This is a genomic window from Lysinibacillus parviboronicapiens, from assembly GCF_003049605.2.
In the GTDB taxonomy this organism is placed as follows: domain Bacteria; phylum Bacillota; class Bacilli; order Bacillales_A; family Planococcaceae; genus Lysinibacillus; species Lysinibacillus parviboronicapiens.
Genome location: NZ_CP073713.1, coordinates 1673793 through 1689126 on the forward strand (window position 1 = coordinate 1673793; position 15334 = coordinate 1689126).

15 protein-coding genes and 2 pseudogenes are annotated in these 15334 nt (G+C 37.4%); 9 read left to right on the forward strand and 8 right to left on the reverse strand.

Features of this window, described 5'->3' with window-relative positions:
* Positions 1-6 precede the first annotated feature (6 nt).
* Genes C9J31_RS07895 through C9J31_RS07905 form a run of 3 tightly spaced genes read right to left on the reverse strand, consistent with a single transcriptional unit; the run spans position 7 to position 1753 of the window.
* On the reverse strand, positions 7-840 hold the full coding sequence (locus tag C9J31_RS07895) for a DUF4097 family beta strand repeat-containing protein (RefSeq protein ID WP_107951174.1): 834 nt from the start codon (positions 838-840) through the stop codon (positions 7-9).
* Positions 841-1440: a DUF1700 domain-containing protein gene (locus tag C9J31_RS07900; protein ID WP_107951173.1), complete on the reverse strand. Its 600-nt coding sequence runs from the start codon at positions 1438-1440 to the stop codon at positions 841-843.
* On the reverse strand, positions 1433-1753 hold the full coding sequence (locus C9J31_RS07905; protein WP_054768040.1) for a PadR family transcriptional regulator: 321 nt from the start codon (positions 1751-1753) through the stop codon (positions 1433-1435). The genes C9J31_RS07900 and C9J31_RS07905 overlap by 8 nt, the downstream gene beginning before the upstream one ends.
* 372 nt (positions 1754-2125) lie before the next feature.
* Here C9J31_RS07905 and C9J31_RS23570 point away from each other — a divergent pair.
* The 5 genes and pseudogenes from C9J31_RS23570 to panD all read left to right on the forward strand — a co-directional run.
* Positions 2126-2347, forward strand: a pseudogene (locus C9J31_RS23570) (hypothetical protein); the annotation flags it as partial.
* 4 nt (positions 2348-2351) lie between these two features.
* Entirely contained in the window at positions 2352-3110 is a 759-nt protein-coding gene (locus C9J31_RS07910; protein ID WP_107951172.1) for an ABC transporter ATP-binding protein, read from the forward strand.
* An 838-nt stretch (positions 3111-3948) separates the two neighbouring features.
* On the forward strand, positions 3949-4785 hold the full coding sequence (panB, locus tag C9J31_RS07915) for a 3-methyl-2-oxobutanoate hydroxymethyltransferase (protein WP_107951171.1): 837 nt from the start codon (positions 3949-3951) through the stop codon (positions 4783-4785).
* The gene (gene panC / locus C9J31_RS07920) at positions 4786-5640 is read left to right on the forward strand and encodes a pantoate--beta-alanine ligase (RefSeq protein ID WP_107951170.1); all 855 of its coding nucleotides are present in this window, start codon (positions 4786-4788) and stop codon (positions 5638-5640) included.
* Between the two features lies 1 nt (position 5641).
* Positions 5642-6025, forward strand: coding sequence for an aspartate 1-decarboxylase (gene panD / locus C9J31_RS07925; RefSeq protein WP_107925125.1), 384 nt, complete (start codon positions 5642-5644; stop codon positions 6023-6025).
* A 390-nt stretch (positions 6026-6415) separates the two neighbouring features.
* On the opposite strand, the gene C9J31_RS07930 is transcribed toward panD, so the two are convergent.
* Together C9J31_RS07930 and C9J31_RS07935 are read right to left on the reverse strand one after the other, a co-directional pair.
* A complete protein-coding gene (locus tag C9J31_RS07930; RefSeq protein WP_107951169.1) occupies positions 6416-8191 on the reverse strand; it encodes an oleate hydratase in 1776 nt (591 codons plus the stop codon).
* A 586-nt stretch (positions 8192-8777) separates the two neighbouring features.
* Entirely contained in the window at positions 8778-9680 is a 903-nt protein-coding gene (locus C9J31_RS07935) for a DMT family transporter (RefSeq protein WP_107951168.1), read from the reverse strand.
* Between the two features lie 233 nt (positions 9681-9913).
* Between C9J31_RS07935 and C9J31_RS07940 the strand changes: the two genes are divergently transcribed.
* The gene (locus C9J31_RS07940) at positions 9914-10399 is read left to right on the forward strand and encodes an Lrp/AsnC family transcriptional regulator (protein WP_107951167.1); all 486 of its coding nucleotides are present in this window, start codon (positions 9914-9916) and stop codon (positions 10397-10399) included.
* Positions 10400-10617: 218 nt separating this feature from the next.
* Positions 10618-10816 (forward strand): annotated as a pseudogene (locus tag C9J31_RS24125) (GrpB family protein); the annotation flags it as partial.
* Here C9J31_RS24125 and C9J31_RS07945 read toward each other — a convergent pair.
* Positions 10806-11069, reverse strand: a complete 264-nt coding sequence (locus C9J31_RS07945; protein ID WP_107951166.1) for a hypothetical protein — start codon at positions 11067-11069, stop codon at positions 10806-10808. The pseudogene C9J31_RS24125 and the gene C9J31_RS07945 overlap by 11 nt on opposite strands.
* A gap of 277 nt (positions 11070-11346) precedes the next feature.
* Between C9J31_RS07945 and C9J31_RS07950 the strand changes: the two genes are divergently transcribed.
* Positions 11347-11922, forward strand: coding sequence for a dihydrofolate reductase family protein (locus C9J31_RS07950; RefSeq protein ID WP_107925130.1), 576 nt, complete (start codon positions 11347-11349; stop codon positions 11920-11922).
* A gap of 152 nt (positions 11923-12074) precedes the next feature.
* Here C9J31_RS07950 and C9J31_RS07955 read toward each other — a convergent pair.
* Positions 12075-13225, reverse strand: a protein-coding gene (locus C9J31_RS07955) for an IS3 family transposase (protein ID WP_211634924.1) whose coding sequence is annotated in 2 segments (ribosomal slippage) — positions 12075-12952 and positions 12952-13225 — 1152 coding nt in all. Because the reading frame shifts where the segments join, the coding sequence is not laid out codon by codon here.
* 431 nt (positions 13226-13656) lie between these two features.
* Between C9J31_RS07955 and C9J31_RS07960 the strand changes: the two genes are divergently transcribed.
* Positions 13657-13881, forward strand: a complete 225-nt coding sequence (locus tag C9J31_RS07960) for a PepSY domain-containing protein (protein WP_167395976.1) — start codon at positions 13657-13659, stop codon at positions 13879-13881.
* Positions 13882-14266: 385 nt separating this feature from the next.
* Here C9J31_RS07960 and C9J31_RS07965 read toward each other — a convergent pair whose 3' ends face one another.
* A complete protein-coding gene (locus C9J31_RS07965; protein ID WP_244854891.1) occupies positions 14267-14896 on the reverse strand; it encodes a hypothetical protein in 630 nt (209 codons plus the stop codon).
* Positions 14897-15334 lie beyond the last annotated feature (438 nt).

The window sequence follows — 15334 nt, forward strand, 5'->3', positions numbered from 1 at the left end:
CGGTTTTTATTGTAGTGTTAATTCTAGGTCCCCGTGGGAAAGCGAGACACTTAGCTGATGATCACCTTCATATCGCTGTGTAACTTTACTGTCTTGTGACTGATGATTGACCGTAACATCTCCAAAGGCTGTGTTTAATTCATAGCCTAAGTCGTTTTTTTTGTTTTGTAAGTTTATTGTTGTATCACCAAAGCTAGATGTTATCGTTGTTTGACCGTTTAAAGTACCGTCAATGTTAATATCACCATGCTCGCTTTCAACAACGAATCCGTTACTTGTAAATTGTGCTAGCGTCATATCACCAAAAGACTGGGTAATTTCTGTGTTCATGCCATCCATATCTTTGAACAGAATATCTCCGTAATTACTGATTACATTGAGTTGCTGATATTGCAAGCCACGAAGCGTTGTATCTCCAAAATTACTGTCGAGCACTACTTTATTCAACGCCACTTTTTCAGGAACATAAATTTTAATGGATGGTGTTGTATTCATACTAAAGCCAAAGGAAATTCGATTTTTTTTATTACTTTCAGTTTCAACAGTCAGCGTACCGTTTTTAACACTATAGGTAACATCGGCATCTTCAAACGCATGGACTTCTAAAGCATAACTATCGCCAGAAAGGATTTCGACATCTCCATAGTCATTGATAACATCAATGTTCGTGAATGCTTCAAGTGTATAAGAATTATTGACAAGTGACTGTTTAGTAGGCACATGCAAACCGGTGTCATCTTTAAAAATCGACCATTTACCACCTGAGGCATAGCCGATAACGGCTAGCAAAAGGCCTAAAGTAATCATGGATACAGCAAAAAGTTTATGACGAGAAATCATTTACAAGCCCCCCTTGCGCTTTTTGGTGATTTTATGGAATAAGCCTGCCAATACCTCAACGCAGACAAGGCCAATTTTTTTGACAATGCGAATGATGATAGGGAAGAGCAGGACACCTAATCCTGTAACGATTAATCCTACACCGATAAAGAGTAACGCAGTGGGCCAATGTTCAGTAAGTACAAAGAAACCGGAGATAAGCGCCACAAGGCCACCCAAAAAGATACCTAATATCGTTGCTACAATGGCGATTACAAAACTGAATACGACTGCGCCCAATGAAATAATAAGTGCTACTGCAGTAGCAAGAATTGGTAATGAAAGTGGCGCTGATAATATTGCGAGAATAATGAGCCAAATAGTTGTCATATTCTTTTTAGTAGAAGCTGGCGTTGTATCAAAATCCTTTAAAGCAAAATCAGCCATTATTTGTGATGCAACTTTGGAAGGGGAGCCGAGCTGTTGTATGACTTGCTGTTCGTTTTCCTCTCCTGCTTCATCAAAATATTCTTCATAATAGGCAAGCGCAGCATCTAACTCTTGCGCAGGAAGGCGATGTAATTTGCCTCGTAGCTTTTTCAAATAGCTTGCTCTATCCATTTAATTCCCCTCCTAAAAGTACACAGTCAATATTATGTTTATACATTTGCCATTCCTGTAACAATCCCATTAATCGTATGCGACCTTGCTCGGTAATTTGATAATAGCGCCTATTTCTGCCTTGGTAGGGCTGGTCATAGGTTGTTAAATAGTCCGCTTTTTGCAAGCGTCGTAATACGGGGTACAGTGTTGATTCGGATATATCCATCACAGATTGAACTTGCTGTGTTAATGAGTAACCGTACGCATCCTCTTTGTCCACAATCGCTAATACACAGGCATCAAGTAAAGCTGAACCAAGCTGAAATGTCATCTTTCCACCTCACATTCAATTACCTATACAAGATTTTATATTATATGATGTATAGTATGTGGATAGTATATGACGTATAACATGGTTTGTCAATTTATGTGAAAAATTATTCTCGCTATTTCTAAGCAGCGCCAAACCTTTACTAAGTATCAGATTCTAGTTCTTAATTGATGTATCGCAAAGCTAAAGCCTGCGAATTGAGCATGTTTTTACTAGGGAATTATGGATGATTTATTTATGTGATTTTTCCATATCAGAAATTTTAAATACAATTATTTACAAGTGAAAGTAAAATGCTTTAATTTTATCGACAGACAGTCGGTCTATAAGGAGGGGCAAACATGAGAAAAGAAGCAGAGGAACGCAGGAACAATCGGAATTGTTTTTGGCACACTTCTAGCAAACACGCTCGGAGAGATACTTGCGGGGGCGGTTATTTCCAAGTTTGGAGCGTCGACGTTTAAGTTTGCAGTCAATCCGTTTTCGGCGTATCTGTTTAGTCCGCTTATGATGATGTGCCCGGTACTTATCGCAACAATGATCGGCACAGCGAGCGCAGGACAAATAAAAATTTCCGAAAATATAAAGGAGTAGGCATATGAAGAAGATTATTATTGCTGATGATATAGTAAAAACTTTCGGCGAGGGCGATGAACAGCGCAATGTTCTCGACCGAATGTCTGTTGAAATAACTGAAAGTGAGTTCGTTGCAGTTATGGGACCCTCTGGGTCGGGAAAATCGACGCTGATGTTTGCACTAAGCGGAATGGATGGGGTTAATAGCGGAAAGGTCGTGTTTGACGGCAAGGATTTATCGGCGATTGGGGACAATGAACTTTCAGATCTACGAAGAACAGAAATGGGGTTTGTGTTTCAGCAGCCGACTATGCTGAAAAATCTGAACATCCTTGATAACATTATTCTTCCGTCAATGCGCGGCAATAGCAAAAACGCCACAAAAATTTCGGAGAAGGCAAGAGCGTTTATGAAAAGGGTTGGCATTGCAGAGCTTGAAAAACGTGACATTACACAAGTTTCGGGAGGTCAGCTTCAGCGTGCGGGAATATGCCGAGCACTTATGAATAGCCCAAAAATACTCTTCGGCGACGAGCCAACTGGTTCGCTCAACTCAAAATCTGCACAGGACATTATGGACATATTTTCCGAAATCAACGCGGACGGTACTGCAGTTATGCTTGTAACTCACGACGCAGTGGTTGCAGCAAGGACGGAACGTATACTGTTTATGCGTGACGGAAGAATCGTAAGCGAGCTGAAGCTTCCGAAGTTTGACGGTACGCACATGGATGATAGGATTGGGAAAATCACCGTGAAAATGCTGGAAATAGGAATATAATTGGTTTTTTCATAGTGACAATTTTTATGTATGCTAAATTCAGTTCTCAAAGGTAGGAGTATCCCTGGTGCTTTCCTACGAGATGACGGGTCTATCACATGTAAGATGTCAAGATCCGACAATTCTCTGTGGGTTGAATAGATCGCCTTGCCCTGCACAACATCGAAAGAGGCTGGGACAAAACTTTAAATTTTAGGAAAGAGAAGTAAAGGTATTATTAAATTTTCGCTATCTAAAATGAAGAAAAATTTAGACGTTCTTCCTTTTGGCATCAATAAAATTTAGAAGAGAGCACTAGTTGATGGTAGCGAAGGTGGCGACTCCTGGGGGATTAGCGTGACGCCTGAGACTACAGGCTCAGGCCACGCCCCCGGAAAGCGTTCACCATAGCGGACATCAACGTTCACAGCAAAAAAGTGTTAGATCGACATCAGTCAATCTAACACTTTTTCTCTTTTGTCCCAGCTTGTTTTCAATGATTTAAAAGCTCAATATTAACACTCGTTTCAAATGTAAATATTTTTGATTTTCTTTAGCGAATCGATGAGAAGGAATAATTGCTAGAAAATTATATTTGAAGATAACATGGTTTATCTGTTATAGTATGTCCTGAAGGGCAGTATCCTTTTGTGAACGGCACCTTCCAACACGTAAAACCAAACTACAACAAATATCTGCCTTGATCTTTTTATAGACAGGGACGGAAGAAAACGATGCGTTCAACATAGTAATTACGTTTAGGCGTAATTAATTTAGGACGAACACACTACCCTTCTGCCCATTTTTAGGAACAGAAGGGTTTTTCTGTTTTCTTCCCTTAAAAAAGGAGGACTACATGATGAAAACAACATCAGATTTTTTGAAAATGAAGGCGGCAGGTGAAAAAATCGTTATGCTAACGGCATATGATTTCCCAGCTGCAACATTTGCGGAGCAAGCCGGCGTCGATATGATTCTAGTGGGTGATTCACTAGGAATGGTTGTGCTTGGCTATGAATCTACGATGCCAGTTACAGTGGCAGATATGGTACACCATGCAAAAGCTGTACGTCGCGGGGCAAAGGATACGTTTGTGGTCGTTGATATGCCGTTTGGCTCGTATCATGGGGATAGCAATGATGCCTTGAAAACCGCTGTGTCCATGATGCAGGAAACGGGCGCAGATGCACTAAAGGTTGAAGGCGCTGACGATGTGCTGGCTGTTATTGCGAAACTGACAGCTGCCGGAATTCCAGTGGTTGCTCATTTAGGCTTGTTACCACAGTCAGCGGGGGTAATAGGTGGCTATAAGGTGCAAGGAAAAACAGCTGAACAAGCAGCGAAACTGTTAGAGGATGCAAAAAAATGTGAAGCGGCTGGTGCCTGTGCGGTTGTATTAGAGTGTATTCCGCATCAGGTGACAGAAATGGTCTCTGCCAGTCTAATTATTCCAACAATCGGAATTGGTGCTGGTGTAGAGGCAGATGGGCAAGTATTAGTGTTCCATGACATGCTGGGCTATGGCTCACATCATGTGCCGAAATTTGTAGAACGTTTTGCTGACATGGGCAGTGAGGCAAGTCGAGGAATTACTGGCTATGTAGACGCAGTGAAGGCAGGGACATTCCCAGCAGCGAGGCATTTCTTTACGATGAAAGAAGAGGCACTGGATCAGCTATATGGAGGCGTTAAGTAAATGAAAGTCGTCACAACTATCACAGCGCTTACAACAGAAATTCAAGCAGCCAAACAAGCACAAAAAACAATTGGTCTAGTGCCAACGATGGGCTATTTACATGAAGGCCATTTAACATTAGCCCAAACAGCACGAGCAGAAAATGACTTGGTAGTTATGAGTATTTTCGTGAATCCGACTCAGTTTGGTCCAAATGAAGACTTTGAAAGCTATCCGCGTGATTTACCACGTGATACTGCTTTGGCAGCGACTGTAGGGGTAGACATTGTATTTGCGCCAAGTGTAGAAGAAATGTATCCACATGACGGCGGTATTCGCATCTGTGCAGGTGAGCAGGCAACAATTCTTTGCGGGGCTAGTCGCCCAGGCCATTTTGACGGTGTGCTACAGGTCGTCGCAAAGTTATTCCATTTGGCACAACCGACCCGTGCTTATTTTGGACAAAAGGATGCCCAGCAAGTGGCAATTATCGCTACAATGGTGCGGGACTATAACTTCCCGCTAGAGATGCGTGTCGTGCCGATTGTGCGCGAAGAGGACGGTTTAGCAAAATCTTCTCGTAACGTTTATTTAAGCGAGCAAGACCGTCAAGAAGCTCCCGCAATTAATGAAGCATTACAGCTGGCACGTGACAGCTTTGTAGCAAACAGAGATGCGAGTAGTGCCCTAGCAAAAGCAAACTGTCACCTTACTGCACGAACGCATGGCCAAATCGACTATATTGAATTATTAGCGTATCCCGACTTAACACCAGTGACAGCCGACACCGAACAAGTACTGTTGGCGGCGGCGGTGTACATCGGTAACACCCGTTTAATCGATAACTGTATTTTCAATATGAAAGAAGGATTATAATATGTTACGAATGATGATGAATAGCAAAATCCACCGTGCCACTGTGACGGAAGCGGATTTGAATTATGTAGGCTCCATTACAATCGATGCAGATATTTTAGATGCAGTCGGTATGCTCGCAAACGAAAAAGTCCATGTCGTGAATAACAACAATGGCGCACGCTTTGAAACGTATATTATTGCGGGCCAACGTGGATCGGGTGTGATTTGCGTAAATGGGGCAGCAGCACGACTTGTACAACGGGGCGACATTGTGATTATCATTTCTTATGTCTATGTAGACAATGCTGAGGCGAAGGACCATAAGCCAACAGTAGCCATTATGGGCGAAGGCAATACCATTAAAGAAATGATTGCCTATGAGCCAGAAGCTACGGTGTTGTAATTAATTTCTTTATAAAAATTAATAAATAAAAACGGCTTGTGATTATTGTAGTCATCATCAAGCCGTTTTTTATTTAACTTTTATGAGAAATGATCAATTTTTGACTCATCACCAAAAGATGTGGTTGACATTTTAAAATGTAATATAACTTGGCTGGAGCGCCGCCAGTGTGACTCCTAGGGGATTAAGCGTCCGAGATGAGACCCTGGAGCGAGCAACATAGAGGAACGAAGGCTAAAAGCATCACGTCCTGTGATAACGCCTTCGTGACCAACATCCTATTGCCCCAAGCGGCTCATCGGGCGCCCACAGGAAAGCACACTGGCAGAGCAGAAGACAACCACAAGTTATGGTGAAGAGCTCAATTTTTCACAATACTTGATTGTTCGTTTATTCGATCAATTCACTTTCTTTCAGTAAATCATAGATTATTGTTTCTTTTGTTTTATGAATGCCTAACTTCCCGATTTGTTTTAAGATAAATGGAGCATCTATATCAGTTAATTTTTTACCGTCCAGTAAGCGAGAAGTTGAAGCTAATAAAGTACGAATATCAAATGCAGAAGCAAATACTTCTGGCACGCCTCGATCAATATTTAATAATTGATAAACAGCTTCCATCGCAGTTCTTACTGAATATTCAGTTGTGAATACGGTATCTCTTGCTGTTTCACTAAAATTCCCAATGAAGGCTAAGTTAACAGAACCATTAGGGACAACTAAAGGACGATCACCCAATGCTCTAGGCATGAAGTAAGATGTTATAAAAGGCATATAACATGGAATTGTATTACATGAATTCTGTGCTAAATCCGGTATTTCATCTACAGGTACGCCCATATGGTACAACCATTCTTGTGCTATCTCAATTCCACTACATTCAGTGATACTTTTTTTAATAAAATTACCTGGTTTATTAGAAAGTAAACCATAAATCCAAACGACTAATTGATCTTTTGGCTGATTTTTAAAATGAGGTTGTCGGTTCAACGTATAGCTTAGCATCCAATTGGAATCTTTAGCAGATACGATACCACCAGTAACTACCTTCCCAGCATATGGATCTCTTTTGCTGATTTTTTCAATATACGGAGCAACTCGAGCATCCAATGTAGTAAGTGTTGCTGAAACAAACCAACTTTCTTTAGGGAGATTATCACAGAATTTTTCTGGTCTACCAAATTCAGCATCTTGTGAAGCTATATTTTTCCAAAGGGACCAACTACCGCCCAAATCAGAACTTATAGGGGCTGGTGTATGATTGTCACCATAAGTTGTACTCTCTGTGATACTACCATTTGTCACAAATACCAGTTCATTTTCTGTTAGCTCTATATTTTTTTTCTCACCATTTTGTCTCAGCACCAAAGTTTGAGCTACTTTTTTGTCTCCAACTCTATCAACTAAAACATTCTCTACAACAGTATTGTACTGAAAATCAACATTATGTTTTTCTAAATAGTTAATCATAGGAAGAACTAAAGATTCATATTGGTTATACTTTGTAAATTTCAAAGCAGATAAATCAGGTAATCCACCTATATGATGAATAAAACGCACAATGTAACGACGCATTTCCATTGCAGAATGCCATTTTTCAAAAGCAAACATCGTGGACCAATATAACCAAAAATTCGATTCAAAAAATTCATCAGAAAAAACATCTGTAATTTTTTTATCCTCTAATTTCTCTTCAGGCGTAAAAAATAATTTAATCATTTCTTCAGATGATTTATCAGATAATGTAAATTTCCCATCATCCTCAAGTCTCTGACCTCTTTTTTCAATCAATCTACATTTAGAATAATTAGGATCTTCTTTATTTAACCAATAAAATTCATCTAAAACAGAAGCATTTTCAAGTTCTAAAGATGGGATTGAACGAAATAAATCCCATAAGCATTCAAAATGATCTTCCATTTCTCGACCACCACGAATAATAAAACCCCTTGTCGGATTTAGAATACCGTCAAGACTACCTCCTGAGATATCTAACTCTTCGAGAATATGAATATTCTCTCCTTTCATTTGGCCATCACGAATTAAAAAACATGCAGCTGAAAGTGAGGCTAGTCCTGAACCAATAAGATACGCTGATTTCTCATCAACACCCTCAGGTTTTTTAGGACGTGCGAAAGCTTCATAATTACCATTACTGTAATACATAATACCGCCTCCATAAATTATTATTCCAGTATAGTATAACATTAATTTACAGGATAATGGTAAAATGAGAGAATAATTAACAAATTATTCAATTTTGAAGTTGAACAGGTAATATACCTACCCCTCTAATTTGACATAACAATGCATTGCATTTTTATAAATTATTTCTCGATATGAATTATGCAATATTTGAAAATAAGATTGCCCTTGTAGCACTTGATCTGTACCAAACTAAAGCACTTGCATTAAGTACAAGTCATAGCAATATCAAAATTTACATTTGAATAAAGATGTATAACAAAATCCTATATTTCTTGATAAAGAGGGCAGTTTTCTTTAAGAAGGCCAATTCGATGTTATAATGGGCGCTACGAAAAGTGCAGGAGAAACTAGGAAAATGAAAATTAGCAAGAGGTTGATGGAATGTTTTTTGTAAACCGCTATTAACAACTTAGTATATCAATAATAGTTGAAAACCTTATAACTACAGTTAAAAAGCCACTGATTTGAACTGCACACCAAAGTTAGACCAAAAAATCTCACTATTGGGGTTCACTACAAATGTGAGTGACTTTTTTCTATCCTCTTAGTTTGAAAAAGAGTTTTTAAGTGGACTTGCAGTTGTTTTAAAATGTGCAAATAAATAACATCCTAAAATAACAACCAATCCTCCAATTCCTTGCGTCCACGTGATGCTCTCTCCTATAAATAAAAATGCTAGAAGTGCAGTGAAAATCGGATTGAAGTTAAGGAAAATGCCGGATGTTGTAGTCCCTAATTTTTGAATACCAATGTTCCAAAGTACCATACAAACTACTGTGGAGATGATTCCTGTATATAAAAGAGATAGAATAAAAGAATGATTAACATTATTCAAAGTAAAATCCCTAAGATTAAACGGCAATAGTATAAGAAGTCCAAATATGCCTGCATACAAAGTAGACATTAGTGGTGAGGTAGTTTTCATTGCCAATTTACTACAAACCGAATAAATTCCCCATACACATACAGCTGTCATCATCCATAAATCACCCAAATTAACGTGAAACGACAATAACAAGTTGATATTCCCCTTTGAAAGTACGAGAAGAACACCAAATAACGAAAGTAGCATTGAAAGCGCTTGAAGAATACTAATCTTTTCTCTTAGAAATACAAATGAAAAAACGGAAATTGAAATTGTATTTAATGTTGAAATAAGGCCAACATTCGTCGATGTTGTTCTTTCCAACGCTAATAATTGAAAGATATTGAAGAAAACCACACCCGTAATACCCATTAAAAATAAAGGGAGAATGGCATCCCGAGGGGGAAGCAATCTTTTTTCTTTCCACCATACAATTGGAAGTAGTAGAGCAACGGCAATGATCCATCGTAAGCTCGTCAATGTTAAGGGCGAGGCATGATCGACAAGGGATTTTGTAACAACAAAATTGCCCCCCCAAAGCAAACTGACTAAAAGCATTAAGAAAACATAGATATTCTTCAAAACAATATCTCTCCTTTGATTCCCGTATTAACAATAAAAAAGATGCTCTATGTACAATTGAGTTTTTATGTTATCTAAAATAATCATAACATTTTTGCTTTTTAGACAGTATAATATTTTGTGTAGTGAATAAAAAATGAAATAATAAAAAGAATAATGGAGTTTTACGGAATTTAATTAATTATAATTGGCAAATACGGCTGAATTTTCGAATTAAAAAAGGAGCGAATAGCATGAGGGATTTTGAAAGAAGATTATTAGATAGTGTTGATCTTCAAATACTAGATATTTTGCAGAGAGAAGTTCAGATAAGTAATGCAAAAATAGCGGGACGAGTGAATTTGTCTCCACCGGCGACACATACGAGAATAAAACGATTAGAAAGTGAAGGATTTATTGACAGACAAGTTGCCATTTTAAATCAGGAGAAATTGGGATTCGATTTACTTTGTTATGTTTTCATGAGTACAAATATTCATCAAGAAAAAGAATTAGAAGCTTTGGAAAGTTCCTTAACAACTATGTCAGAAATATTAGAATGTCATTGTTTAACAGGCGAGTATGATTATCTGTTAAAGGTAGTTATTAGAGATCGACAGGAATTAGATAGCTTCATAAGAAAATTAAATAGGTTAGGCATTTCCCGAATTCAAACGAACTTATCTTTAAGAGAAGTAAAATATTCTACAGTCTTACCGATATCAGAAGATGCACAGTGAAAGAATTAGCCAGCACTGTCAGAAACGTACTATGTAAAAAAGTGTCCCAAGAAAGAATTTGAGACACTATTTTTAATAACTCTCGAAGAAAACAGTGAAGGAGGCGCTTTATCGGATATTTATGCTAGTATCACGATGAAGATTGTGAAGTCATGTACTAAACTAACGGGACAGTGAATGGTATTTTTTCTTCACCACGAAGTGATGAAAACCGTTGAATAAAAAGTTATGATGTTTTTCCTAAGGTAAAAGGGACTTGAACAGATAGGGTATTTTCATCAAGAAGTATGGAGTTTTGAAGGTAGAGAAGCATTTGGCAGAAAGGATGTATCTACCCCGTGGGATGGAAAAGGTACACAATGGGTAGAACACCATCTTTATGTATGTCACAAAGATAGTAAAGAACTTAGAAGTTACCCCTAATGACTATCAAGTCCGCCTTCGCATACTCCCCGGAAAAACTAACTTTTTCAATCACAACATCAATATCTTTTTCTATTTTAAAGTGTTCAATAGTTGCTTGATTTACTTTTTCCTCTGTCTTTGGCCAGTTTTCTTTACTCAACTCGTCAGGTGAGCCAACATCCATAATTGTATAAATCCATGTAGCTAGAGCGAGTAATACACACACTAATACTAACGTTAGAGGATTAAATAAATTTTTCTTCATAAAAATTTCCTTTCTCCTTTTCGTGATTTTTGCCTATACGTTGAAATTAAGGTTCTTTAATAAAGTCATTGTAAGGTAGCCGTATTCCGCACCTTATCAATTTTGAGTGATATTTATCTGACCTTAATTACTTTCCACACGCTACATAGGAAGGGGCTAGTTGAACGATAGAAAAATTATTGTTACAATGAATAAGAACATATATTCTATCGGTTTTTAATCCTTATTCAACGGGGCAGAAGAAACAATATCTGAATAAATAAAAGGAGAAAGAGTTATGACAAATAACGTAAAACAGAGAAGAATAATTTTAGATTTAGCAGTTACTTTAGATGGTTTTATTGAAGGGAAAAACGGTGAAGTTGATTGGTGCATTATGGACCCTGATATGGGGTTTGCTAGTTTCTTGAATCAAATTGATACGATTTTATATGGTAGAAAAAGCTATGATTTATGGGGAAATTATATTCCAAAAACTAACGACTCTGATTCCGAAAAAGAAATTTGGGAATTGGTTCATAGTAAGGAAAAATACGTGTTTTCCAGAACGCATTTAGAGACTAATAATCAAGCAATATTTATAAATGAAAATATCCTTGAAGAAGTAAATAAATTGAAGAATAAGCCCGGGAAAGACATCTGGCTATATGGCGGAGCAAGTCTCATTACAACTTTTATAAATTTAGGGCTTATTGATGAGTTTAGATTATCTATCCACCCTGTTATTTTAGGGGAAGGAAAACCGATGTTTATGGATATAAATCAGAGGTTGAATTTAAAAATGGTTAATACAAGAACGTTCTCTTCTGGTGTTGTGCAACTCATTTATCATTATGATGATACATTGTTATGAATGTCAGAAGGGAATACTCGATAGTAGCTGACAATTATTCTATAAATGGATAGAGTTATGACAATAAGAAAGAGTCTGGGACAAAAGAGAAAAAGTGTTAGATTGACTGTTGGGACTGACCCCTGTATATAAGACAGAGATCAAAAAAGCATTTACCCAACCAGTTGTCGATATTGTACCGGCGACTGGTTGTTTAGTTTCGCTTGTATTCGGATATAGTTATAATACTTTACATAGTCTTTGACAGTTTGTTCTACGATTGCCGTCGTAGTACGCCTTAAATTGTCTAAGTAAAATGTTTCAGACTTTAATGCAGAATGAAATGATTCAATTGGGGCATTGTCAGCGGGCGTACCTTTACGGGACATGCTCATGATAATGCCTTTCCCTTTTACGGCCTGTTGATATCGATAAGACGTGTACACCGAACCTTGGTCACTGTGTAGTGTACACCCATCGGGTAAAGTACCTAGTTGGGATAAGGTATTCAACACAAAATCAGTATCTTGGCAATCACCAATCGAGTAGGCGATAATCTCGCCATTATATAAATCTTGAATACTTGAAAGATACAATTGTTTCTGACCAAATGGCAAGTAAGTAATATCGGTAACGAGCTTTTGTAAAGGTGCAGTTGCCTCAAAATTACGGTTCAATAAATTATCTGCGATATAGTAGGGTTGTCCAGTTTGTTTCCGTTTTTTTACTTTTACTCGACACTGCCAACCATATTTTTGCATGATACGTTGCACGACTTTATGATTCACGCGTATTTCTTGGCGTAAGAGTGCAGTAATTTTCCGATAACCATATCGGAATTTATGCGCACGACAGAGTTCTCCAATATGTCGTTCAATCGCCTGACGAGACCTTGCATCCGCAGATGCCTGTTTCCAACGATAGTAGGTAGATCGTGCAATTCCTAAATGTGCACATATATCCTTCACGCACAACGTTTCTTTTAGCGTCTCTACTAACTGTACAGCTACTTCTCCAACCACTTCCTCTCCAACTCTGCGTACTTTTTTAAAACCTCAATTTGTTGCTTTAAATAACGGTTCTCCATTACTAATTTTGTTTGTTCATTCTCATATTCAGGACCTTTACCAAAGGTATATTGTTTACCTACAGGTTGTTCAAATCGGTGTATTTCTCCGTTTCTATACCAACGCATCCATGTTTCCACTTGTGTTTTATGCCTTATATTTAATTCAATTAAAACCTGCTTCGTTGGTATACCAGCCAATCGCATCTCAATAGCCTTCATTTTTACTTCGTATGGATAACTCACTCTTGTTCCCATAGAAAAAACACCTCCTAATTGAAGTTTAGGTATCTAAACCCGAATTCAATCGAAGATGCTTTTTTTATTTGTCTATACTTTTGGGGTCAGTTCCGTTGTCGATCTAGCACTTTTTCGCTGTGAACGTTGATGTCCACTATGGCGGACGCTTTGCGTGGGCGTGGCCTGAGCCTGTAGTCTCAGGCGTCACGCTAATCCCCCAGGAGTCGCCGCCTTAATGACAATAGGCATTGACATTAACGAAGTGAACAAAGATATTCTTACATTCTTAAATAATTTAACTTGGTAGTTTTAATGACACTTCAACCAACACTAGCTTCTTTACGATAATGGGTACAATTCAGCAAAGACGTGGTAAATATTAGTGATAACAGTTATCTTCGGTCTTGCATAATATAAGAGCATGTATGCAAAAAGAGGAGGATATATTTATGGTAATGCCTTCATATAGTCAAAGAATTACTCCACAACAAGCAATGCAGATTGCCGTGCAAAGAGTACCTGGTCAAATCATACATTATGGCATGGATATGGAAAATGGTACATTAGTGTATGAAATATTCATTATGACTTCTCAAAATAAGATTTATGAAGTAGAAGTAAACGCAAAGACAGGTGTAATTCGAAAAATTGAAGAAGAAAATGATTTTGATTAAATCATCTTTATTAACAAAAAGCCCAGGATTCAATTAATGAACTGAACCCCGAATAGCGTCACTTTTTAAAGTGTCTACTATTCGGGGTTCAGTCCTGTGATGGGGGGCTTCTTCATTTTCTTATTTATGTGCCTATAATTTTCTATAATTGGTTAGAGGAAAGGGATATTTATTTTAAACAATATTAATTCCTGCACTTGCAGTACCTCTAATAATTTGGTTTGAAATTCCTGTTTTTAAGTTAATATAGAATACCATTAGTTCACGGCGATTCAAATTTATAATAAAATTGCCAGGCTACATAGAAGTGTTAGCCTGGCAAATTATATAGGTTTATTAGTAATAAATTAATGCAATATTTATTCCTTTATAATGGCTGCTTGAATTATTCAGCGCGTCTAATAGCGTCAATTTTTTGGCAATCAATGACAACTGGTGTAGCTGCAGCTGCAGCAGCACTTCCACCTGTACAATCTAGATCAAGGAAGTATGCACAACAACTTTTTGGATCCAAGTTGATGAAAGTAAGATTTAAGAAACTGCCTCCACCTGATAGGAAAACGTCTACTAAAGTACCTGGTTCTAAGCGTTTTAAGAAGTCACAAGCGCAACCTTTGCAGCGGTGTTTGTCAGATTTCTCTTCTTTATAAGAGTACTTTTCATCTTCATAGTAAGAATCGTCTTCATAGTAGTAATCGTCTTTGTGGCCATAATCTTTCTCTTTTTTCTTACAACGTTTTTTAACTTCCACGTCAACATCTACTTCTACTTCTACATCTACATCAATAAATACTTTTTCATGTTTGCGATGATGGCATTTTTTCTCTTCGTGTTTCTTGTGGTCACACTTGCATTTATCATGTTTCTCTTCGTGTTTCTTGTGGTCACACTTACATTTATCATGTTTCTCTTCGTGTTTTTCACATTCACACCAACATTTGAATTTTTCATCTTTATCCATCTTTTTGTTATAATTCCAATTCATATGTTTTACGTATCTATTGTCTTGCATCATTTAATCTCCCTTTTTGTAAGTTTTTTTGTAATGCTAGCGCTAAGCCTTACACTTCTAATCTATGAATTTAAATGAAGGGGACGTGGTAATTTGACCCTATAAAAGAGTAAAAATAATTTATTTCTAGAAATGTTGAAAAATAAATGAATACCTAGATTAAAAGAAAGCTAGTGAATAATAATTTTAAATGGAAAGGATAGATAGACTTTTGCCTGAATACAATAAAACTCTTGGTTCTTTAAGTCTGAAGATTTCTTTTGTAGCGAAAGCGAATTACAAGAACCATTGAGAGATTATATGAGAGAAATAATATAAAGTGTCGTTATTTCACTTTGCTTTCTTACTCATAAATAATGAATATGCCTTCAAACAATCCATTCAAAATGTCCCCGATAGCAGTTATGTAGATGGAGTTAGTGAAAAATTACAAAATTTTAT

What these genes read in the sequence shown, in the direction of transcription:
- C9J31_RS07895 (WP_107951174.1), bottom strand. Translation starts at nt 840, where the DNA reads ATGATTTCTCGTCATAAACTTTTTGCTGTATCCATGATTACTTTAGGC.
- C9J31_RS07900 (WP_107951173.1), bottom strand. Translation starts at nt 1,440, where the DNA reads ATGGATAGAGCAAGCTATTTGAAAAAGCTACGAGGCAAATTACATCGC.
- C9J31_RS07905 (WP_054768040.1), bottom strand. Translation starts at nt 1,753, where the DNA reads ATGACATTTCAGCTTGGTTCAGCTTTACTTGATGCCTGTGTATTAGCG.
- C9J31_RS07910 (WP_107951172.1), top strand. Translation starts at nt 2,352, where the DNA reads ATGAAGAAGATTATTATTGCTGATGATATAGTAAAAACTTTCGGCGAG.
- panB (WP_107951171.1), top strand. Translation starts at nt 3,949, where the DNA reads ATGAAAACAACATCAGATTTTTTGAAAATGAAGGCGGCAGGTGAAAAA.
- panC (WP_107951170.1), top strand. Translation starts at nt 4,786, where the DNA reads ATGAAAGTCGTCACAACTATCACAGCGCTTACAACAGAAATTCAAGCA.
- panD (WP_107925125.1), top strand. Translation starts at nt 5,642, where the DNA reads ATGTTACGAATGATGATGAATAGCAAAATCCACCGTGCCACTGTGACG.
- C9J31_RS07930 (WP_107951169.1), bottom strand. Translation starts at nt 8,191, where the DNA reads ATGTATTACAGTAATGGTAATTATGAAGCTTTCGCACGTCCTAAAAAA.
- C9J31_RS07940 (WP_107951167.1), top strand. Translation starts at nt 9,914, where the DNA reads ATGAGGGATTTTGAAAGAAGATTATTAGATAGTGTTGATCTTCAAATA.
- C9J31_RS07945 (WP_107951166.1), bottom strand. Translation starts at nt 11,069, where the DNA reads ATGAAGAAAAATTTATTTAATCCTCTAACGTTAGTATTAGTGTGTGTA.
- C9J31_RS07950 (WP_107925130.1), top strand. Translation starts at nt 11,347, where the DNA reads ATGACAAATAACGTAAAACAGAGAAGAATAATTTTAGATTTAGCAGTT.
- C9J31_RS07960 (WP_167395976.1), top strand. Translation starts at nt 13,657, where the DNA reads ATGGTAATGCCTTCATATAGTCAAAGAATTACTCCACAACAAGCAATG.
- C9J31_RS07965 (WP_244854891.1), bottom strand. Translation starts at nt 14,896, where the DNA reads ATGATGCAAGACAATAGATACGTAAAACATATGAATTGGAATTATAAC.